The sequence below is a fragment of the Actinomadura opuntiae genome (assembly GCF_030283205.1).
Classification (GTDB): Bacteria; Actinomycetota; Actinomycetes; order Streptosporangiales; family Streptosporangiaceae; genus Spirillospora.
Genome location: NZ_JASNWF010000031.1, coordinates 1 through 20190, shown reverse-complemented (window position 1 = coordinate 20190; position 20190 = coordinate 1). Strand labels below are relative to the sequence as shown.

At 74.3% G+C, this 20190-nt stretch carries 19 protein-coding genes; 6 read left to right on the top strand and 13 right to left on the bottom strand.

Translation table 11 applies throughout. The features are described from left to right. Positions 1–3 precede the first annotated feature (3 nt). The 3 genes from QP089_RS43475 to QP089_RS43465 form a co-directional block, all read right to left on the bottom strand. Positions 4–1128 (bottom strand): cystathionine gamma-lyase, encoded by a 1125-nt coding sequence (locus QP089_RS43475; RefSeq protein ID WP_285920416.1) that lies wholly within the window; start codon positions 1126–1128, stop codon positions 4–6. Positions 1129–1442: 314 nt separating this feature from the next. Further along, the gene (locus tag QP089_RS43470) at positions 1443–1652 is read right to left on the bottom strand and encodes a hypothetical protein (RefSeq protein ID WP_285920415.1); all 210 of its coding nucleotides are present in this window, start codon (positions 1650–1652) and stop codon (positions 1443–1445) included. 143 nt (positions 1653–1795) lie between these two features. Further along, on the bottom strand, positions 1796–2980 hold the full coding sequence (locus QP089_RS43465) for a helix-turn-helix domain-containing protein (RefSeq protein ID WP_285920414.1): 1185 nt from the start codon (positions 2978–2980) through the stop codon (positions 1796–1798). A gap of 166 nt (positions 2981–3146) precedes the next feature. Between QP089_RS43465 and QP089_RS43460 the strand changes: the two genes are divergently transcribed. Genes QP089_RS43460 through QP089_RS43435 form a run of 6 tightly spaced genes read left to right on the top strand, consistent with a single transcriptional unit; the run spans position 3147 to position 10079 of the window. Next, positions 3147–3431 carry an RNA polymerase sigma factor gene (locus QP089_RS43460; RefSeq protein ID WP_285920412.1) on the top strand — a complete coding sequence of 95 codons (285 nt, stop codon included), beginning with the start codon at positions 3147–3149 and terminating at the stop codon, positions 3429–3431. Next, positions 3421–3603: a hypothetical protein gene (locus tag QP089_RS43455; protein ID WP_285920411.1), complete on the top strand. Its 183-nt coding sequence runs from the start codon at positions 3421–3423 to the stop codon at positions 3601–3603. The genes QP089_RS43460 and QP089_RS43455 overlap by 11 nt, the downstream gene beginning before the upstream one ends. After that, the gene (locus QP089_RS43450; protein ID WP_285920410.1) at positions 3600–4682 is read left to right on the top strand and encodes an ATP-binding protein; all 1083 of its coding nucleotides are present in this window, start codon (positions 3600–3602) and stop codon (positions 4680–4682) included. The genes QP089_RS43455 and QP089_RS43450 overlap by 4 nt, the downstream gene beginning before the upstream one ends. After that, a complete protein-coding gene (locus tag QP089_RS43445) occupies positions 4682–6955 on the top strand; it encodes a DUF5682 family protein (RefSeq protein WP_285920409.1) in 2274 nt (757 codons plus the stop codon). Before QP089_RS43450 ends, QP089_RS43445 begins: the two co-directional genes overlap by 1 nt. After that, a complete protein-coding gene (locus tag QP089_RS43440; RefSeq protein ID WP_285920408.1) occupies positions 6952–8121 on the top strand; it encodes a VWA domain-containing protein in 1170 nt (389 codons plus the stop codon). Before QP089_RS43445 ends, QP089_RS43440 begins: the two co-directional genes overlap by 4 nt. Continuing rightward, the gene (locus tag QP089_RS43435) at positions 8118–10079 is read left to right on the top strand and encodes a YehQ family protein (protein ID WP_285920407.1); all 1962 of its coding nucleotides are present in this window, start codon (positions 8118–8120) and stop codon (positions 10077–10079) included. Before QP089_RS43440 ends, QP089_RS43435 begins: the two co-directional genes overlap by 4 nt. 47 nt (positions 10080–10126) lie before the next feature. On the opposite strand, the gene QP089_RS43430 is transcribed toward QP089_RS43435, so the two are convergent. From QP089_RS43430 to QP089_RS43385, 10 genes are all read right to left on the bottom strand, one after another. After that, on the bottom strand, positions 10127–11065 hold the full coding sequence (locus QP089_RS43430) for an MBL fold metallo-hydrolase (RefSeq protein ID WP_285920406.1): 939 nt from the start codon (positions 11063–11065) through the stop codon (positions 10127–10129). A gap of 71 nt (positions 11066–11136) precedes the next feature. Continuing rightward, positions 11137–12195 (bottom strand): rod shape-determining protein, encoded by a 1059-nt coding sequence (locus QP089_RS43425; RefSeq protein WP_285920405.1) that lies wholly within the window; start codon positions 12193–12195, stop codon positions 11137–11139. A gap of 180 nt (positions 12196–12375) precedes the next feature. Then, positions 12376–13257 (bottom strand): metal ABC transporter permease, encoded by an 882-nt coding sequence (locus tag QP089_RS43420; RefSeq protein WP_285920404.1) that lies wholly within the window; start codon positions 13255–13257, stop codon positions 12376–12378. Beyond that, complete coding sequence (locus tag QP089_RS43415) at positions 13247–13900, bottom strand: metal ABC transporter ATP-binding protein (RefSeq protein WP_285920471.1); 654 nt, start codon at positions 13898–13900, stop codon at positions 13247–13249. The genes QP089_RS43420 and QP089_RS43415 overlap by 11 nt, the downstream gene beginning before the upstream one ends. Before the next feature lie 5 nt (positions 13901–13905). Then, a complete protein-coding gene (locus QP089_RS43410) occupies positions 13906–14823 on the bottom strand; it encodes a metal ABC transporter solute-binding protein, Zn/Mn family (RefSeq protein ID WP_285920403.1) in 918 nt (305 codons plus the stop codon). A 157-nt stretch (positions 14824–14980) separates the two neighbouring features. Next, complete coding sequence (locus tag QP089_RS43405) at positions 14981–15829, bottom strand: SAM-dependent methyltransferase (protein ID WP_285920401.1); 849 nt, start codon at positions 15827–15829, stop codon at positions 14981–14983. Positions 15830–15944: 115 nt separating this feature from the next. Continuing rightward, positions 15945–16940, bottom strand: a complete 996-nt coding sequence (locus tag QP089_RS43400; RefSeq protein WP_285920400.1) for an aldo/keto reductase — start codon at positions 16938–16940, stop codon at positions 15945–15947. Positions 16941–17109: 169 nt separating this feature from the next. Then, positions 17110–18165 carry a C40 family peptidase gene (locus QP089_RS43395; RefSeq protein ID WP_285920399.1) on the bottom strand — a complete coding sequence of 352 codons (1056 nt, stop codon included), beginning with the start codon at positions 18163–18165 and terminating at the stop codon, positions 17110–17112. A 141-nt stretch (positions 18166–18306) separates the two neighbouring features. Next, the gene (locus QP089_RS43390; protein WP_285920398.1) at positions 18307–19728 is read right to left on the bottom strand and encodes a maltokinase N-terminal cap-like domain-containing protein; all 1422 of its coding nucleotides are present in this window, start codon (positions 19726–19728) and stop codon (positions 18307–18309) included. A gap of 2 nt (positions 19729–19730) precedes the next feature. After that, positions 19731–20190 (bottom strand): alpha-glucosidase C-terminal domain-containing protein (locus tag QP089_RS43385; protein WP_285920397.1); only part of this gene is annotated, 460 nt, incomplete at its 5' end.

Genomic DNA, 20190 nt, shown 5'->3' with positions numbered 1-20190 from the left:
AGGTCATCGCTCGTCGCCGGCCTCCGTGAGCGCTTGCAGGACGTCGGCGACGAGGTCGTCGGTGTTCTCCACGCCGACCGAGAACCGCACGAACCCCGGTTCCACGGCGTCGCCGCCCCACCGTCCCCGGCGCTCGGCGGAACTGTGCACGGAACCGAAACTCGTCGCCTGGTTGACCAGCCGCATCGCGCCGAGGAAACGTTCCGCGAACGCCTCGTCCGGCAGCGTGAAGGAAACGACGCACCCGAACCGCCGCATCTGCTTCACGGCGATTTCGTGGGACGGATCGTCCGGCAATCCCGGATACCGCAGGCCGGTGACTTCCGGCCGTTTCCGCAGCGCCTCGGCGAGCGCCATCGCATTGACGTCCTGCCGGTCCAGCCGCAATTCCAGAGTGGCCAGCGAACGGTGTGCCAGCCATGCCTCCATCGGCCCCGGAATGGCGCCGACCGTCTTCCGCCACAGCCGCACGCTCTCCGCCAACGCCGCGTCCCGCGTGGCGACATGGCCCAGCAGCAGGTCACCGTGACCAGTCAACGCCTTGGTGTCGCTGGCCACCGAGAAGTCCGCGCCCAGGTCCAACGGCCGCTGCCCCAATGGCGTCGCGAGCGTGTTGTCGACCGCGACCAGCGCGCCCGCCTCGTGCGCCGCCTCGACCAGTCGCGCGACATCGCATACGTCCAGATTCGGATTGGACGGCGTCTCCACCCACACCAGCCGGGCGCCGTCGAGCAATTCGATCTGCGCATTCCCCGCCGTCGGCCCCATACGGACGACCGCGCCATACGATTCGAGCCGCTCCTTCAACGCCCGCGTCGTCTGATAGCAGTCGTCCGGCAGCACCACCACATCACCGGACCGCACCAGTGACAACAGGACCGCTGCGATCGCCGCCATTCCCGACGAGAAAGAAATGACCTCGGCGCCGCCTTCCAGTTCCCCGATGGCCGCTTCCAGCAGCGTCCACGTCGGATTGGTGTCGCGCCCGTACGTGTAGGGGCCCGTCGGCTCGCCCGGCAGGTGGAAATGCGCCGCGAAGACCGGCCCCGGCAACGGCGGCGCGTACTTCTTCGCAGGCGGCCTCCCGGCCCCCACCGCCAGCGTCCCGTCCCCAAGCTCACGCGTCACACGTCCTCCTCTTCCTCGCCACCATCGTCCCGCACTGCTCCCACCAGCACGAACACGCCCCCGGACGATCGTCCGCAGCGTCCGCCCCACCACGACCCCGGCCGCTTGTACGTCCGAGCACGGCCCGACGAGACACCCCACCGAATCGCGGAACCACGGCGCCCCGTCCACGACCACCACCATGACGCTCTCCCCGACGCGCGGCGCCGACCGGTGGGACACCCGCAGCAGCGGCGGCTCCCCGAGCCGCAGCGCGACCGTCCACCCCTTCCCGACCAGCTCGGCCGCCAGCGCGTCGAGGTACCGCACCGCGTTCACCGGGCCGTCCACACGACGCCGCCGTCCAGCCGCGACGCCTCCGCGACCTCACCGAGGTCGACGTACCCGCCGCGCCCGACGAGGCTGACCCGCACCCGCCGCACGACACCGCGCGCCCCGCCCGGCAGCCCGCGCAGCGCCGCGTCCACGTGCCGCGCCACCGTCGCCCAGTCGTCCGACACCCCACCCGCCGACGCCTCCGGCACGTCCCACGAGTAAAGCGCCGGCGGCTCGCAACACCCCCGCCTCATGCACCCTCCGTGTTCGTCTCACATTCCGCAACGAGACGACCACGCTAAGTACGAACACACTCCCGAGGTTGCGCCCCCGAAACCCCTCCACCCACCGCTCAGGCGAGGTTCATGCGCCAAGCGAGCCCGCGCAGGTCGCGGCCTGGGGCGCGGGTCACCAGGTCGGCGACGAGGTCCTTGATCAGCGGATGGTTGTGCACCTGCTGCGGGGAGAGGCGTTCGGCCTGGCGCAATTCGCGGACGGCTTCCGCGTTGCGGCCGAGCATCGCGTGGGCACGAGCGCGCTCGATGCGCAGGGCGGCGCGCCGATTGTTGGAGGCCAGGGCGCGTGGCTCGACCGCGTCCGCGTGCGTCAGCGCCTCGCCGGGCTCACCCGCCTCCACAGCGAGCGACGTGCGCCAGACACCGACGTTGGCGGGACCGAACAGTTCCCAGGCGTCCGGGGCGTCGCCGAGAGGTTCGGCGATGCGGGCGGCTTCGGCGGCGTGGTGCCGGGCGCCGTCGTGGTCGTTCTCGACCTGGCACGCCAGGGCGGACGACAGGCGCAACATGCCGTAGACCTCGCGGGAGAAGCGATCGTCGCCGACGTGCGGCTCCACGGTGTCGGCGGCGCGGGCCGAGGTCATGAGGGCGCGCGGTTTGTTGGTCGAGCTGCGCGCGTGGGCGCGGCCGAACGCGGCGGCGCCCGTCCAGACCGGGTCGCCGAGCAGCTCCGCCGCCTCGCGCGCACGTTCGCCGCTGATCCACGCCAGGTTCGTCTCGCCGAGGAAGCGCAGCGTGCACGTCGCGTCCGAGCCGCATGCACAGATCACCAGTTTCAGCGCCTCATCGCGAGAGCGACCTTCGCCTGAGGCGTGCACGTAGAGTTCGCCGATGATGGAGGGCAGGCCGCGGATCATCGTGCCCATGTCCCCCTGGCGGTGAGCCTGCTCCAGGCGGAGCAATTCCTCATGCAGGGCCGCCACCGGACGCGCTGGGGTGTCCGGCGGGTCGTCCGGGGCGGCGTCCAAGAGGACGTTCTGCATGGGGACGAGGCTGAACTCGCGGCGGTCGGGCCGGATCTCCGGCGCGGGCATGCCGAGAAGGGCGTCCGCCGACACTTCGAGGGCTTGGGCCAGCGCGGCAATGTCGGAGCGTCGCTCGAGCCGCAGCCGCCCGTTCTCGACGCGGCTCAGCCATCCCTTCGTGTGGCCGCAGAGCCCGGCCGCGACCTCCAGGGACATGCCTCTGGCTCGGCGGGCGGCGCGGATGTTGTCGCCTATGCGGCGGACGTCGTCGGCCATGGTCGACCACCCCTCATCGTCCAAGCTACGCCCGGTCGGCGCAGGATAGGACGTCGCGGCGGGGACGGGTTTCCGGGCGGAAACGGGTGCGGGGTGAATCCTTTCGGAGGGACGCGGCCTCCTATGAGGGCGCCGGTGCCCTGCCGGTGCGGGAACGGAGGTTGTCATGACCATCGCGGTGATCGCCGTGGGTGCGGCGTTGCTTCCGGACGGCGCGGCGCCGTCGGCGGAGGAGGACGTGTTCCGGCGGCTGGAGGCCGAGCGGGTGGCGGCGGCGATCGCCGCGCTGCCCGCCGACCGGCGGCGCGTCCTGATCATGCGGGACGTGCAGGGGATCTCGGGACCGATGACCGCCGCCGCGCTCGGGTTGAGCGTGCCCGCGATGAAGTCGCGGCTGCATCGGGCGCGGGCGGCGGTCCATGAGGCGCTGGAGGGCGGCCATGACCGGTGAGTCGCTGGGACGGCACCTGGTGCGGGGCGCGGTGGGGTTCGGCGCGCTGGCGGGCGCGGTCGCGCTCGTCCCCGTGGTCGGGCTCGCCGCGGATTGTCGGCGCGCTCCTCTACCGTGGGGCGGCATGGAAGATCACCTCCCCGGCCGGCCCGACCCGGAACGGACGCCATGACCGAGTACCAGCGGCCGCCCGCCGAGGTGCGGTTCGCCGACGAGTTGGAGCGGCTCCGCGAGAACGACGAGGGGCCGCGCCCGCCCGGCTGGGCGCTCAGCCTCACCGGGGCGCGGCGCTTCATCGTCGGGGACGAGGCGCTCGGCGTGACCCGCAAGTTCGTCGGCGACACCGCGCTGATCGACCGGGCCCTCGTCACCCTCGCCACGAGCCGCGGGCTGATGCTGGTCGGCGAGCCGGGCACCGCGAAGTCGCTGCTGTCGGAGCTGGTCGCGGCGGCGGTGTCGGGGACGTCCACGCTGACGATCCAGGGCGGCGCCGCGACGACCGAGGACCAGATCAAGTACTCCTGGAACTACGCGCTGCTGGTGTCGGAGGGGCCGTCCACGCGGTCGCTGGTGCCGGCGCCGCTGCTGACCGGGATGGCCGAGGGCAGGGTCGTCAGGTTCGAGGAGATCACCCGGTGCCCGCTTGAGGTGCAGGACTCGCTGCTGTCGCCGCTGTCGGATCGCGTGCTGGCGATCCCGGAGCTGTCCGGGCCGGAGTCGATGGTGTTCGCGCGGGACGGGTTCAACGTGATCGCGACCGCGAACACCCGCGACCGGGGCGTCAACGAGATGAGCGCCGCGCTCAAACGGCGGTTCAACTTCGAGACGGTGTTCCCGATCGCCGACTTCGCCACCGAACTGGACCTGGTCGAGCAGGAGGCCGCGCGGCTGCTGGAGCGCAGCGGCGTCGGCGTCGCACCGCGCCGCGACGTCCTGGAGGTGCTGGTCACCACGTTCCGGGAACTGCGCAACGCCACCACGGAGGAGGGCCGGCCGATGGACCGGCTGTCGGCGGTGATGAGCACGGCCGAGGCGGTGTCGGTCGCGCACGCGGTCGGGGTACGGGGCTGGTTCCTGCGCGGCGAGGCGGGCGGCGCCGCCGACATCGTCGAGTGCCTCGCCGGGACGGCCGCCAAGGACAGCCCGGACGACCTGACCCGGCTGCGCCGCTACCTGGAGCAGCAGGCGCCGCGGCGCGACGGCGAGCAGTGGAGGGCGCTGCACGCCGCCCGGCACCTGCTGCCCGGCTGATGGCCGTCACGTTCGTCGGCGTCCGGCACCACAGCCCGGCGTGCGCGCGGCTCGTCCGCGACACGATCGCGCGGCTGCGCCCCGCGTACGTGCTGGTCGAGGGCCCCGCCGACTTCAGCGGGCGGCTGGACGAGCTGCTGCTCGGCCACGAGCCGCCCGTCGCGGTCTACAGCTTCTACCGCGACGCCGAGCGGGTGCACTCGTCCTGGTCACCGTTCTGCGACTACTCGCCGGAATGGGCGGCGCTCACCACCGGCCGGGCCGTCGGCGCGGAGCTGCGGTTCATCGACCTGCCCGCCTGGCATCCCGCGTTCGCCGAGCGCGGCAACCGGTACGCCGACGCCGAGCGCCGCCACGCCGACGCCACCGCGCGGCTGTGCCGCGAGTTCGCCGTCGACAACACCGACGTGCTGTGGGACCACCTGTTCGAGATCGACGCCGACGACCTGCCCGCGCGGCTCGACGCCTACTTCGCCCTCGTCCGCGGCGACGCCGACCCGGGGCCCGACGACTCCGCCCGCGAGTCGTACATGGCCGCGTGGATCCGGGCGGCGGAGGCCGACGCCGGCGACCGCCCGGTCGTGGTGGTGACGGGCGGGTTCCACAAGCCCGCCCTCGAAGTCCTCGTGCGCGACGGCGGCACCGAGTGGCCGGAGGTCCCGGCACCCGCGGAGGGCGCGACCGGCGGCAGCTTCCTCGTCCCGTACTCCTTCCGGCGGCTGGACGCGTTCACCGGCTACCAGTCGGGCATGCCGTCGCCGGAGTACTACCAGCGGCTCTGGGAGGACGGCCCGGACGGCGCCGCCGCCGCGCTGACCGAGACCGTCGTGACCCGGCTGCGCGAACGCAGGCAGGTGGTGTCGACCGCCGACCTGATCGCCGCGCGGACGCTCACCGACGGGCTGACCCGGCTGCGCGGCCACCGCGCGCCCGCCCGCACCGACCTGCTGGACGGCCTGGTGTCCGCGCTGGTCGGCGAGGACCTCGACCAGCGGCTCCCGTGGACGTGGCGCGGCCCCCTCGCGCCGGGCGCGCATCCCGCGGTCGCCGAGATGGTGGCGGCGCTGAGCGGGAACCGGGTCGGTCGGCTGCACCCCGACACGCCCGCACCGCCGCTCGTCCACGACGCCGCCGCCGAACTCGAACGGCTCGGCCTCGGCCGCGGCGGCCGGGTCGCGCTGAAGCTGACCGCCGCGCGCGGGCTGGAGCGCAGCCGCGCGCTGCACCGGCTGCGCGTCCTGGGCGTCCCCGGCGCCGACCGCGAGTCGGGCCCGGCGACCGGCGCCGACCCGGTGCTGGACGAGGTCTGGCACGTCGACACCGCCGACCCGGACGGCACCCGGCTGGCCGCGCTGATCGAGGCGGGCGCGTACGGGCCGACCCTCGCCGACGCCGCGGCGGCCGTCCTGGACGAGCGGACGTCCGGCGCGGCCGGCGACATGGCGGGCCTGGCGGACGTGCTGTTCGACGCGGCGCTGTGCGGATGCGCCGGGCAGTCCGGGCGGATCGCCGCGTCCATCGAGGCGGGCGTCGCGGGCGCGTCCGACATCGGCGCGCTCGGCCGGGCCCTGGACGCCGTCCTCGGCCTGTGGCGGCACGACCACGTCCTCGGCACGGCCCGCAGCCCGCTGTTCGGCACCGTCATCGAGCAGTGCACGGAACGGATCCTGTGGCTCGCCGAAGGGATCCGCGGCGGCCCGGAGCCCGCCGACCCCGCGCGGCTGCGGGCGCTGGCCGCGACCCGCGACGCGCTGCTGCACGCGTCCGCCGCGCTCGGCCTGGACCGGGACGCGGCGCTCGGCGTCGCCCGCCGCGTCGCCGCCGCGCCCGAGGCGCCGCCCGACCTGCGCGGCGCCGCGTTCGGGCTCGGCCGGGCCCTGGGCGACACCGCCGACCCGGCCCGCGCGGTGCGCGGCGCCTCCGCCCCGCGGGTGCTCGGCGACTGGCTCGCCGGGCTGTTCGCGCTGGCCAGGCAGGAGGTCCTCGACGCCGGCGGGACGGTCTTGGCCGTCCTGGACGAGCTGGTCGGCGCGCTCACCGAGGAGGACTTCCTCATCGCGCTGCCCGCGCTGCGGCAGGCGTTCGAGTACTTCCCGCCGCGCGAGCGCGAGGCCATCGCCGGGCAGCTGCTCGCCCGCCGGGGGCTGCGCGGGTCCGGCCGCGCGCTGCTGCGCCCCGGCGGCGACCCGCTCGCCATCGCCGAGGCCCGCGCCCTGGAGGAGCGCGTCGACCGCGCCCTGGAGACCGCCGGACTCACCGGAGGACGACCATGACCCCCGACCCCGGCGCGGACCTGGAACGCTGGCGGCTCATCCTCGGCGCCCCCGCCGGGGCCGCCACCGGACCGCTCGGCGGCGACGCCGCCGCCCGCGACCGCGCCCTCGCCTGGCTCTACGGCCGCGACCCCGGCCTCGCGCGCCGCGGCGTCCGCGCCGGCGGTCCCGGCACCGCGCCCGGCGGCGGCCGGCCCGACGACCGGACCGGCGGCGACGGGCCGTCCGTGCTCACCACCGTCGACTGGCTCGACGACGTGCACCGGCTGTTCCCCAAGGAGACCATCGAGCGGCTCGAACGCGACGCCGTCGAACGCTACGAGATCCACGACATCGTCACCGACCCCGCCGTGCTGGAGCGCATCGAGCCCGACCGGGCGCTGCTGCGCGCCGTCATGCGCACCAAGCACCTGATGAACCCCGAGGTCCTCGCGCTCGCGCGGCGGATCGTCGACGCCGTGGTGCGGGAGCTGATGGACAAGCTCGCCACCGAGGTCCGGCGGGCGTTCCACGGGACCCGGTCGCGGCGCCCGAGCCGCATCCGCAACTCCCGCAACTTCGACTTCCGCGGGACGATCCGCGCCAACCTCGCGCACTACCGCCCCGACGAGCGCCGCCTCTACATCGAGAGCCCGCGGTTCGTGTCGCGGACGCGGCGGCACGTCGAGCAGTGGCAGATGATCCTGCTGGTCGACCAGTCCGGCTCGATGGTCGACTCGGTGATCCACTCGGCGGTCACCGCCGCCTGCCTGTGGGGCCTGCCGGGGCTGAAGACGCACCTGGTCGCGTTCGACGCCTCCGTCGTCGACCTGACGTCCGACGTCACCGACCCGGCGGAGCTGCTGATGAAGGTGCAGCTCGGCGGCGGCACCGACATCGGCCGCGCGGTCGCCTACGCCGCCGGGCTGGTCGACAACCCGCGCCGCGCGATCGTCGCCGTGATCAGCGACTTCTACGAGGGCGGCGACCCCGGCCGGCTCGTCCGGGAGGTGCGGCGGCTGGTGGAGCAGGGCACCTGCGTGCTCGGCCTCGCCGCGCTGGACGAGGCCGCCAACCCCGCGTTCGACCGCGAGATGGGGCGGCGGCTCGCCGACGCCGGCGCGCACGTCGGCGCGATGACCCCCGGCCGGCTCGCGGAGTTCGTCGCCGAGAGGATCGGCGGATGACCCGCGCGGACCTGCTCGCGCTGACCCCCGACGCGCTCGCCGCCCTCGCCAACCGGGGCCTGGTCAAGCGCGCCGCCAAGGACCTGGACGCCGGCAACGGACCGGAGATGACGGTCGCGCCGGACGGCGGCGTCGAGGGCAGGTACCCCGACGGCACCACGGCCGCGCTCCCGGCGGGCGCGGGCCTGGAGGCCGCGACCTGCACCTGCGCGGCGACCGGCACGTGCCGCCACCAGATCTGCCTCGTCCTGGCCTACCAGCGCGACGCCTCTGGAGACGACGCCGAAGACCGCGCCGAAGAACCCGGCGAGGCGGCCGGCTGGTCGCCCGGGTCGCTGGACGACGACGCGCTCGCCGCCGTCCTCGGCCGCCGTGCCCTGACCGCCGCCCGGCGCGCCCACCGCGCGGGATACGCGGCCACGATCCACCGGCCGACCGCCGGAGACCCGGTCGCGCGCGTCGAGTTGCAGACCTGCACGGTCCGGTTCCTGGTGCCCGGCGAGCTCGGCTACGTGCACACCGACGCCGTCGCGTCCGTGCGCGGCGAGATGACCGTGCTGGCGGCCTGGGCTTTCCGCGCCGCCGACGAGCGCGGCTTGACCGGCGCCGACGTACGCCTCGACGTCGGCGGCGAGACGAAGGGGGAGCGAGGCGGCGGGCTCGACGCGGCCGTCGGCCTGGTGGACCAGATCCTGCTGGAGGGCGCCGTGCACGCCGGCCCCGTCCTCGCCACCGCACTGCGCCGGACCGCCGCCGAGCTGACAGCGCGGAACCTGCACTGGCCCGCCGGGGCGCTCGACGACCTCGCCGGGCAGCTCGCCGCCTACCACGGGCGCGACGCCGCCCACGACCCCGCGCGGTTCGCCGCGCTGATCGCCGAGGTGCACGCCCGGCACCGCGCGTCCGCCGCCGGCGGCACCCGCTCGCAGGTGCTCGGCACCGACGAGCCCGCCGAGACGCCGCTGCGCCGCGTCCGGCTCACCGCGCTCGGCTGCCGCGTCGGCGGCACCGGCGGGGTCCGCACCGCCGACGTCTTCCTCGCGCACGCCGGCACCGGCGTCGTCCTGGTGCTCAAGCGCCGCTGGAACGTCCCGGACGGCGAGCAGCTCACCGGCGCCGACCTGGCCGGGCGCCGCGTCCTCGGCTCCCCGCTGCGCGCCCTCGCCGCCGCCAACGTCGTGTCGGAGAGCGCCGCCCGCAGCGCCGGGCGGGTCGTCCGCGTCGCGGCGGGCCGGATCGCCAAGACCACCGTCACGCCGCTCGGCGACGCCTGGGAAGGGCTGCCCGCCGGGCTGCTCGTCCGCGACCTGAAGGCAGAGGTGCGGGCGCTGGACGCGCTGCCGCCCCGCCTGGTCCGGCCGCGCGTGGAGGCGGAACTGGTCCGCGCGGTCGCGGTCGCCGAGGTGCGGGACGTCGGCTACCACCCGGGCGCGCAGCGGCTGGACGCGGTGATCGCGGACGCCGCCGGAGCGACCGCCGTCGTGTCCGCCGAGCACGGCCCGTACCGTCCCGCCGCGCTCGACGCCCTCGCGGCGGCGCTCGCCGACGCGCCCCGCATGGTGACCGGCGCCGTCCGCCGGGACCGGGGCGGGCTCGTCATCGACCCGTTCGCGGTGTGGACCGGGTCGGGCGTCGTCGTCCCCGACCTGGCGCCCGGCACCGGCACCGCCGTGCTGGACGGCCCGCCCCCCGCCGCGCCGGACCCGCTCGGCGACGTCGTGCACGCCGCGCTCGACGTCTGCGCCGAGGCCGCGCACCGCGGCCTGCTGCACACCACCCCGGTACTGCGCGACCGGATCACCCGCGCCGGCGACGACCTGCGGCGCATCGGCCTGCGCGCCGCCGCCGCGACCCTCGCCGGCCTCGCCGCCGCGCTCGCCGCCGACGACCCGCACCGCACCGCCGAGGCCTGGGCCACCGCCCACATCCGCCTCCTGACGACCGCGGAACTCCGCTGACGCACCGACCGGGACGAGCGCGCCGCCGCCGAGCCGGGCCGGGCGTGTCAGGCGCGGCAGGTCAGGGGGCGGCCGCCGTTGTAGTCGACCATCTCCAGCAGGGCCGTGGCGGTGTCGATCTCGCCGCCCGGCTCCAGGCCGTCGAGCTCGGCGTACGCGCGGTGCAGGTTGCCGACGATCCGCTCGGCGTCGGTCAGCTCCGCGTAGGGGCCGAGGTCGGTCTCCCGCGCCGCCTCCAGCGGCGCCAGCCCGGCGGCCTTGGCCTGCGCCGCCGTCGCCTGAAGGAACCGCAGGTAGCCGAGGACGTCACCGATCAGCTCCGGGCCCGCCACGGGACCGTGGCCCGGGACGATCGTCGCCGCGTCCAGCGGCGCGACGACCTCCTCCAGCACCGCGATCGTGCCCGCCACCGACCCCTGCATCACGAACGGGGTGCCGCCGTTGAACAGCAGGTCGCCGCAGAACAGGACGCGGCGTTCGGGGATCCACACGATCGAGTCGTTGGTGGTGTGCGCGGCGGTGCCGACGTGCCGGACCTCGCAGCGCAGGTCGTCCGACCAGAGCGTCACCCCGTCGGTGTAGGTGAGGAACGGCGGCTCGACCTCGACGCCGCCCCAGTCGACCTTCGTCCAGAACGGCTCGTCGAACGGCCCGCCCCACGCGAGCGCGTTCTCGCGGGTCCGTTCGTGCCCGACGATGGTCGCGCCCGGGAACAGGTAGTTGCCGAAGGTGTGGTCGCCGTGGTGGTGGGTGTTCACCAGCGTCCGGACGGGACGGACGGTCACCCGGCCGATCGCCTCCAGGTAGGCGCGGGTGCGGCGCTCGGTCGAGCACGCGTCGACGCTGATCACCCCGCGCTCGCCGGCCAGGAAGCCGGTGTTGTTGATCCACCAGGTGCCGTCGGGCTGGACATAGGCGAACACCCCGTCCGACACCTCCTCGAGCCGGGGCTCGCCGGGGCCGTCGCGTCCGGGCGCGTCGCTCATGGGACCTCCCTCGTCCGGGACGTACCCTACGAGACCCGCGCGGCCCCCACGAGCCCCCGCGTCGCGGCCCGCTAGAACTCCGGCACGGTGGTGAGCAGGTGCGGGCGCGGGGAGCTGCGGCGGGCCGGCGGCTCCTGCGAGCCGGACGAGCGCAGCACGTCGGCCGCGCCGATGACGGCGGCGTCGCCGGTGTCGTCGCCGATCCGCGCGGCCAGGCCGGTGCGCTCGCTGATGAGCCGGTCCAGGCCGGGCAGCCGGGACGTGCCGCCGGTCAGCGTGATGCCGACGCCGAGCAGGTCCCCGGAGATCTCCGGGGAGCAGCCGGACAGCCCCTGCTGGATCGCGGCGACGATGTCGGCGACCGGGCCGGCGATGGCGCGGGCGACGTCGGCGGTGGTCAGCACGATCCCGCGCGGCAGGCCGGTGGACAGGTCGCGGCCGTGCACCACGGTCTGCCGCAGCGGGCGGCGGCCGATCGGCGGCACCGCGCCGACCTCCAGCTTGGCGGCCTCGGCGGCGGCCGGCGAGATCCGCACGTTGTGCTCGCGCCGCACCAGCGCGACGATCGCCCGGTCCAGCGACGAGCCGCCGGCGAGCGCGGTGTGCGAGGTGACGAGCCCGCCGAAGGAGATGACGCCGACGTCGGTGATGTCGGCCCCGATGTCGGCGACGACGACGACCTCCTTGCGGCCGGACGAGGTGAGCCCCATCCCGATGGCGGCCGCGATCGGGGTCGGCACCAGCGTGAGGCGGCGCGCGCCGGCCTGGAACGCCGAGAACTGCAGCGCCCGGTAGTGCACCGACGACATGCCGCTCGGCACCGTCACCACCAGCCGGGGCCGCGCGGTGTGGCGGCGCCCGTGGTGGGCGCGGACGAGGGCGCGCAGCAGGTACTCGGCCTCGTCGGTCTCGGTGGGGGCGCCCTCGCGGATGGGCCGGACGAGCCGCACGTCCGGGTTCCGGCCGGCCATCTCCTGCGCCGGCAGGCCGAGGGCGAGGATCTTGCCGGTATGCAGGCAGCGGGCGAGCAGCGACGGCTCGCGCGCGACGACCCCGCGGTCCTTCACATGCATCCGCACGGTCGCGCTCCCCAGGTCGATGGCGGTGTCCCGGCCCGCGAAGTCCCACATCGCGTCCCCTTCCCTGTCGCCCTGCACTCGCAGAGTGCTGATGCCCTGCCGACCTGCGGCGATGCCCATCGGCGGGTAAGCGAATCGCAACGTCCCGGCGAACAGGGATCCGGAATATCCGATACGGCGACGGGGGGTCCGGGCCCGCCCGGCCGCCAGTGCCGGGCGGGCGTCAAGAGATCATGTGGAGACGGTGTCGTACCGCCGCGCCGGATGGCGCCGGGCCGTCCAGCCGTGCCGGGCCCGGACGGCGCCGGCCGCGCGGCACGCCCCGTACAGCACGAACGAGATCGTGGTGACGTACGGGCTGATCGGGACGCCGGCGCCGAGCGACAGCAGGATGCCGCCGACCACCGACACGGTCGCGAGCACGGTGCTGACCACCGGGACCAGCACCGGCGACGCGGTCACCCGCACCGCCGCCGCGGCCGGCGTGCAGATCAGCGCCAGCACCAGCAGCGCCCCGACGATCTGCACGGACACCGCGACGGCCAGGCCGAGGACGAGCATGAACACCGGTGACAGCGCGCGCACCGGGACGCCGCGCGCCGCCGCCACGTCCGGGTCCAGGCTCGCGAACGCCAGCGGCCGCCACAGGACCGCCAGGCACACCAGCACGACCGCCGACGTCGCGAGCAGCCACGACAGCCGGGGCGTGTCGATCGCGACGATCTGCCCGGTGAGCAGGCCGAACTTGTTGGCGGCGCGGCCCTTGTACAGCGACAGGAACAGCACGCCGAGGCCCAGCCCGAACGGCATCAGCACCCCGATGACCGAGCCGCGGTCGCGCGCCCGGGTGCCGAGCGCGCCGATGAGCGCGGCGGCCACCAGCGCGCCCGCGACCGAGCCGCCCGCGACGCCGGCGCCCAGCAGCAGCGCGGCGGCCGCGCCCGCGAACGACAGTTCGCTGATGCCGTGCACCGCGAACGCCAGGTCGCGCATCACGACGAACGTCCCGGCGAGCCCGCCGACCAGCCCGAGCACCGCGCCCGCGATCAGCGAGTTGCGGACCAGCCCGAGCAGCGCGCCGTAGTCGTCGAAGTTGACGATCTCATGCCACATCGCGCGCCTCCCGGCCCGGTTCCCCCGGCATGTGCAGGACGCGGTCGGCCAGCGGCAGCACCGGCTCGACCTCGTGGGTGACGAACACGACGGCGGTGCGGTGGGCGCGGCGGTGCCGGTCGACCAGCTCGCTGACGATCCGCTGGTGCTCGGCGTCCAGCGAGGCCAGCGGCTCGTCGCACAGCAGCACGCGCGGGCCGGACGCGAGCGCCTGCGCGACCCGCACGCGCTGCAACTCGCCGCCCGACAGCAGTTCGAGGGGGACGTCCGCGAACGCCTCCGCGCCGACGTCGCGCAGCACCTCCTCGACGCGGCGCCGCGCGTGCGGGCGGGGGAGTCCCGGCCCCCAGCGGTGCCCGTCGACGCCGAGCCGGACCAGGTCGCGGGCCCGCAGCGGGGTGTGCGGGGGGACGCTGCGGTGCTGCGGGACGTAGCCGATGAGGTCGCCGCCCCGGCGCGGCGGGCGCCCGCCGACCGTCACCGTCCCGGCCGACAGCCGCCGCAGCCCGAGCAGCACCTTCAGCAGGCTCGTCTTCCCCGACCCGTTGGAGCCGAGGACGACGACGAACTCGCCGGCCGCCACGTCGAGGTCGAGGCCGCTCCACACCGTCCGCTCGCCGTAGCGCAGGGCCCCGCCGCGCATCGCGATCACGACAGCGCCTTCCCGAGCGCGGCGATGGTGCCGTCCATCCAGGAGAGGTAGTCCTGACCGGACGGCAGGGTCTCGGTGACGGGGACGACCGCGACGCCGCCGTCCTTCGCCGCCTTCTCGACCTGCTCGGTCTGCGGGCCGCTGGTCTGCGCGTTGTAGACCAGCGCCTTCACCTTCTTGCCGCTGAACAGCCCGAGCGTCTCGCGCATCGTGCGCGGCGCGACGTCGTCGCCCTCCTCGATGGCCTCGCTGAACGCCTCCGGCGTCGCGTTGCGCAACCCGGCCGCCTCCAGCAGGTAGAGCGGGACGGGTTCGGTGATGGCGACGCCCTCGCCGGAATGCGCCGCCTTGAGCGCCGCGACCCTGCCTTCCAGATCCTTGAGCTTGGCCTTGAACGTGGCGGCGTTCGCGGTGAACGCGCCTGCGCCGGCGGGATCGGCCTTCGCGAGCGCGGCCGACAGCCGGTCGGCCAGCAGCGCCATGGACGGCAGGTCGTACCACACGTGCTCGTTCAGCTCGCCGCCCTTGGGCGCCGTCCGCCCCGAGATGCGCACCGCGTCGAGGATTTCGGCTTTCGACCCCGACGCCTTCAGCAGCGTGCCCATGAAGTCGTCGTAGCCGCCGCCGTTCTCGATCACGACCCCGGCCCGGCTCAGGGCGAGGCGGTTGCGCGTCCCGGCCTCGTAGGAGTGCGGGTCCTGCGCGGGGTCGCTGATGAAGGAGGTGACGCGCACCTTGCCGCCGCCGATCGTCCGCGCGATGTCGCCGTAGACGTTGGTCGAGGCGACGACCGCCACGGTGCCGCCGGACGACCCGGCCGGCTCGGCCTCCGACGGGGAACCGCAGGCGGCGAGCGCCAGCGCGGGCAGGGCCGCGGCGGCGGCGCCGAGGGCGCGCAGGGGGAGAGAGGGCATCGGACGCTCCTGAAAATGAAAACGGTTTTCAGTGCAACTTAGCACGACGTGTCCGGATGCGTCCCATGCCGGGAGGAGGGCGCGGCGGCGCCGGGAAATGCGTCGCCCCCGCAGGCCGCTGTGGCCTACGGGGGCGTGGTCGGACGGTTCGGGGAGGTCAGCGCTTGCGCAGGACGCCGCCGTACTCGTAGATGCCGGTGTCCTGCTTGGAGGCGCCCTCGTACCGGCGCAGCTCCTCCGGGACGGGCGCGAGCGGCGGCTGCAGATCCATCGGGCGCCAGTCGACCAGGTTGCACAGTCCCGGTTCCACCGGCTCGAAGTCCGCCAGGAGCGCGTCGATCTCGGCGGGCGTACGGGTCTGCCACGGGATCCCGGCGCTGGTGACCTGCTCGGTCATCTCCGCGCTGCGCACCGGGTCGTCGCACGCCACCTGCGAGAACGTCAGGTGGCTGCCGGGCACGGCGCGGTCCATGACGGCGTGCAGGACCGCCTTCGGGTCGTCGGCGTCGGGCAGGTGGTGCCCGACGGACAGGAACAGCGTCGCCACCGGCTCGGCGAAGTCGATGAGCCGCCTGACGTCCTCGTGCTCGAGGACCGCGTCCTGGTCGCGCATGTCCGCGGTGATGACCGTGGTGCGCTCGTCGCCGGCCAGCAGCGCGCGCCCGTGCGCGAGCACGATCGGGTCGATGTCGACGTAGACGACGCGGGCGTCCGGCGCGAACTGCCGGGCCACCTGGTGCACGTTGGCGTCGGTCGGCAGGCCGCAGCCCATGTCGATGAACTGCCGGATCCCCGCCTCGGCCGTCAGGTACCGGACGGCCCGGTACAGGAACAGCCGGTTCTGCCGGGTGATGTCCAGCCCGGCCGGATGGTGCTCCAACTGGCCCCGGATGAACTGCCGGTCGACCTCGTAGTTGTCCTTGCCGCCGAGCAGCCATCCGTAGGCCCGCGCCGAGGTCGGCACGTCGTTCGGGATGTCGGCGATCGAGGGCTGGTCGTCGGTCACGGCCCGCTCCGCATCTGCGCAGTGAAGGGGGATCTGTCTCGATTGGAACGGTATACCGCTGCGCCGCTCCGTGGTGATCGTTCGCATCATCCGGGCGGCTGCGAGCCCGGACGGGTCACCAGGCGAACGCCTCCGGAGCCGGGCCGGGGCCGGGGAAGATCTCCTCGAGGGCGCTCAGGAACTCCTCGGAGAGCTCCAGCTCGACGGCGCGCAGCGCGGAGTCGAGCTGCTCGCGGACGCGCGGGCCGACGATCGGGCCAGTCACGCCGGGGCGGGTCAGCAGCCAGGCGAGGCCGGCGTCGCCGGGGGCGATGCCGTGCTTGTCGCACAGGTCCTCGTACGCCTGGATCTTCGCCCGCTCCGCCGGGTCGGACAGCATCTGCGCCGCGCGGCCCGACCGGGACCGGGACGTGCCGCCCTCGCTCTCCTTGCGCAGGACGCCGCCGAGCACGCCGCCGTGCAGCGGCGACCACGGGATGACGCCGAGGCCGTACACCTCGGCCGCGGGGATCACCTCCATCTCCGCGCGCCGCTCGACCAGGTTGTATAGGCACTGCTCGCTGACCAGGCCGAGCGAGCCGCGCCGCGCGGCCGACTCGTTCGCCTGCGCGATGCCCCAGCCGGGGAAGTTCGACGATCCCGCGTACAGCACCTTGCCCTGCTGGACGAGGACGTCGATCGCCTGCCAGATCTCGTCCCACGGTGTCGACCGGTCGATGTGGTGGAACTGGTAAAGGTCGATGTGGTCGGTGCCGAGCCGCTTCAGCGACGCCTCGCAGGCCTGGCGGATGTTCAGCGCCGACAGCCTGCCCTGGTTGGGCCACGGGTCGTCCTCCGAGCCCATGTCGCCGTAGACCTTCGTCGCCAGGACGGTCTTCTCGCGGCGGCCGCCGCCCTGGGCGAACCAGCTGCCGATGATCTCCTCGGTGCGGCCCTTGTTCCTGCCCCACCCGTAGACGTTGGCGGTGTCGAAGAAGTTGACGCCCGCGTCGAGCGCGGCGTCCATGATGGCGTGGCCGTCCGCCTCCTCGGTGAACGGGCCGAAGTTCATCGTGCCGAGGACGAGGCGGCTGACCTTCAGGCCGGTGCGGCCGAGCTGCGTGTACTCCATGGTGATCCAGCCAAGCAGCTGGAGTGTGCTCCAGGTCAAGCCGGGGCCGGGCGACTCGCCGCCATGGACGTCCGGACGTCCATGGCGGCGTACACGGGCGGCGTCACGACGGCATCGGTGACGGCGCCCGGGTGGGTGCCGGTTGAGACGTGATGTGGAGTGGCTGGATTCAGCCGGGAATGTGGCCGGGCGCCTTCATGGTCCCGGGGTGCCCGAACGGTGTCCAGGACCGCCAGTCGGAGTCGTGCCGGGGGCTCTGCCCGGCGTGCCCGTGCGGTGCGTCCGTGGCGTGGTGCGGGTGCTTCGCGGCGGGCTTCACGTGCCTCGGCCGCGGGGCCGGCTCTCTGTCCGGTCTGGCAGGCTTCTTGTGGATCGACGGGTGGTCGCTTCGCGGTGCCTGGGCCGCGGAATGGGCGGGGGTGCGGGACGGGGGCTTCTTCTGGTGGCCTGCTGGCATGTCGTTGGGCGGCGGAAGATGGGGGGTCCGCTGCTTATCAGGCGGCTTGCGCTGCGTCTCGCGGCCCTGTGCGGCCATTTTGTCTATTTTGTCCACGAGTTCGCGGATGGACGGCGAGAACGTCCGCTTCGCCGGCGCCCCGGGTCGCACCGCGCCGGCGAACTGCCGTTTTCGGGCGCCGCCCAGCTTGTCGATCCGCACCCGCGTGCCGGTGTGCGGCGCGTGCACGAACCGGCCGTTGCCGACATAGATGCCGACGTGACTTCGGCCGTGGAAGAAGACCAGATCGCCGGGCTTGAGATCGCCCAGGCCCACCTTCCGCTCGACCGTCCGGTACTGCGAATAGGTGACCCGCGGCAGTTTCACGCCCGCCTGGCGCCAGGCGGCCATGGCCAGCCCCGAGCAGTCGTAGCTGGACGGCCCGGTCGCGCCCCACCGGTACGGCTTGCCGATCTGCCCGCGCGCGAACGCCAGCGCCCGCCGGGCGTCGGTGCGCTGCTCGGCCACCTTGGTGCGGTACCGGTCGTAGGCCTTGACCTGGCTGAGCGTCGCCGCGTCCAGGTTGAGCCGCTTCAGCACGGTCGGGTTCAGCTGGGCCAGCGCCGGTGCCCCCATCGGGACCGCCAGGGCGAACCCGGTGGCGGTCGCGGTGACGGCGATGGCGATCGCCCGATGTTTTCGGACGGCCTGCCCGGTATGGTGCGCGGACCGGCCGGTGCGTGCGCGGCGATCTGCGCCGTCCCGATGTGAGTGGCGTGCGATGCACATTCTCGCGCTCTCCGTTTTCCCTCGTCGGTTGATCATCCCGCCGACAGTTCGGGTACCCGGTGATCGCGCTTGAATGGGGGAGAACCGGACGATTTTGCGTGATCATGGAGCGGAATTGAGGCCGCCGTTCGGTGTCTTTGATCAAGCGGTCAGATGGGCCAGCGATTTCAGCGGGACCGGCAGCCATGCGGGCCGGTTCCGCGCCTCGTAGCGCACCTCGTAGACCGCCTTCTCGAATTCGAATGCGCGCAGCAGCACCGCGTGCGCGGCCGGGTCCGCCCCGCCCGCCGCCGCGTAGCCGCGGCAGAACGCGGCCCGGTTGCGCGCCGCCCACGCGTGCGCCCGCGTCTCCAGATGGCCGCCCGACTCCAGCGGCACCGTCCCCGACCGGGTGATGAGGAACCGCGCCGCGTACTCGAACGAGCGCAGCATCCCGGCGACGTCGCGCAGCGGGTGGGACAGGGCGCGGCGCTCGCTCTGCGTGCGGGCCGGCTCGCCCTCGAAGTCCAGCAGCGTCCAGCCCGACTCCGAGCGCAGCACCTGGCCGAGGTGGTAGTCGCCGTGCACGCGCTGCACCGGCAGCGGCCCGGCCTGCGCGGCCAGGTCGATGTAGGCGCCGGTGAGCGCCTTGGCGTGCGGCGCGAGGCCGGGCACGTCGCGGCACGTCCCGTTGAGCTCGGCGTTCATCCGCGCGGCCAGCGCACGGATCTGCTCGGCCGGGACGACCGTCACCCCGAACGCCTCGGCGAGCGACCGGTGCACCTGCGCGGTCGCGGCGCCGAGCCGCTCGGCCTCGGCGGCGAAGTCGCCCCCGGCGGCGCTGGCGTCCAGCTCCGCCCACACGTCCTCTTCGGGCCGCGTGGTGTGCGCGAACCAGTCGCGGACGCTGGCGATCGCCAGGCTCCAGCCGTCCGCGCCGGTGCGCAGGTAGTCCGACAGCAGGCCGAGCGTGACCGGCTCCCCGCCGGCGCCGCCGGCCTCCTCCAGCTCGATCCAGCCGTGCACCGCCGGGACGTGCTCGCAGCCGGCCCGCGTCAGCGCGAGGTTGACCTCCAGGTCGAGGTTGACGCCGTCGCTGAGCCTGCGGAACAGCTTGCAGATGTAGTCGTCGCCGAACAGCAGCGAGGTGTTGCTCTGCTCGGCCGTGATGGGCAGGCTCGTCAGGTCCGTCCGGATGCGGGCATCGGGCACGTGCCGGAACCGCAGCGGGCCGACCGACGCGCCGGCGGCCAGGTGCTCCAGCAGCGTGCGGGTCAGGTCCGGGTCGTGCGCGGCGTCGTACACCTGCACCTTCGCCCCGCCGTCCGGCGGCCCGCCGATCCGCGCGTACCGGAGCCGGTCCGGCAGGTCGCGGCGGACGCCGAGCAGGACCTGGTACCGGTCGGCCGCGCCGTGCTGGCGGACGTCCAGGACCAGGTGGTGCAGGCCCGGGTCGCCCGCCCGGAGCTCGGTGGCGGTGCCGATGGACAGCTCTTCGATCGGGCTGTCCTTGCCGCCGAACCAGCGCTGCCGGGGCAGCCACTCCGCGAGATCCCGCCTGAGGACGTGCTCGGGTGGCAGCACCGTCAGCCGTCCCTCTCCACGCCGCGCCCGGACTCGTCACCGTCGGCGAACCCGGCGATGCCCGGTGCGGCGCCGGCGGGCGGGTCGGCGGGCGCCTCGTCCGGCGGCGTGAGCTGGAACCAGTAGAAGCCGTGGCCGGGGAGGGTGAGCAGGTAGGGCAGTTCGCCGATGGCGGGGAACTGCACGCCGCCCATGCACTCGACGGGGGAGTAGCCCTCGAACCGCCGCATGTCCAGCTCGACCGGCTGCGGGAACCGCGACAGGTTCGCGACGCACAGCACGGTGTCCATCCCGCCCCAGCGCGCCTCGTCGACCTCGTCGATCTCGCGGGTGAAGGCGAGGACGGAGGGGTTGGAGGCGGAGAGTTCGACGTAGGAGCCGACGCCGAAGACGGGGTGGCGTTGCCGGATCTCGATCATTTTGCGGGTCCAGTGCAGGAGGGATCCGGGGTTGTTGACCTGG

Bases quoted from the DNA above. Each gene is read 5' to 3' on its own strand.
- QP089_RS43465 (WP_285920414.1), bottom strand. From the start codon at position 2,980: ATGGCCGACGACGTCCGCCGCATAGGCGACAACATCCGCGCCGCCCGC.
- QP089_RS43460 (WP_285920412.1), top strand. From the start codon at position 3,147: ATGACCATCGCGGTGATCGCCGTGGGTGCGGCGTTGCTTCCGGACGGC.
- QP089_RS43455 (WP_285920411.1), top strand. From the start codon at position 3,421: ATGACCGGTGAGTCGCTGGGACGGCACCTGGTGCGGGGCGCGGTGGGG.
- QP089_RS43450 (WP_285920410.1), top strand. From the start codon at position 3,600: ATGACCGAGTACCAGCGGCCGCCCGCCGAGGTGCGGTTCGCCGACGAG.
- QP089_RS43445 (WP_285920409.1), top strand. From the start codon at position 4,682: ATGGCCGTCACGTTCGTCGGCGTCCGGCACCACAGCCCGGCGTGCGCG.
- QP089_RS43440 (WP_285920408.1), top strand. From the start codon at position 6,952: ATGACCCCCGACCCCGGCGCGGACCTGGAACGCTGGCGGCTCATCCTC.
- QP089_RS43435 (WP_285920407.1), top strand. From the start codon at position 8,118: ATGACCCGCGCGGACCTGCTCGCGCTGACCCCCGACGCGCTCGCCGCC.
- QP089_RS43430 (WP_285920406.1), bottom strand. From the start codon at position 11,065: ATGAGCGACGCGCCCGGACGCGACGGCCCCGGCGAGCCCCGGCTCGAG.
- QP089_RS43425 (WP_285920405.1), bottom strand. From the start codon at position 12,195: ATGTGGGACTTCGCGGGCCGGGACACCGCCATCGACCTGGGGAGCGCG.
- QP089_RS43420 (WP_285920404.1), bottom strand. From the start codon at position 13,257: ATGTGGCATGAGATCGTCAACTTCGACGACTACGGCGCGCTGCTCGGG.
- QP089_RS43415 (WP_285920471.1), bottom strand. From the start codon at position 13,900: ATGCGCGGCGGGGCCCTGCGCTACGGCGAGCGGACGGTGTGGAGCGGC.
- QP089_RS43410 (WP_285920403.1), bottom strand. From the start codon at position 14,823: ATGCCCTCTCTCCCCCTGCGCGCCCTCGGCGCCGCCGCCGCGGCCCTG.
- QP089_RS43400 (WP_285920400.1), bottom strand. From the start codon at position 16,940: ATGGAGTACACGCAGCTCGGCCGCACCGGCCTGAAGGTCAGCCGCCTC.
- QP089_RS43395 (WP_285920399.1), bottom strand. From the start codon at position 18,165: ATGTGCATCGCACGCCACTCACATCGGGACGGCGCAGATCGCCGCGCA.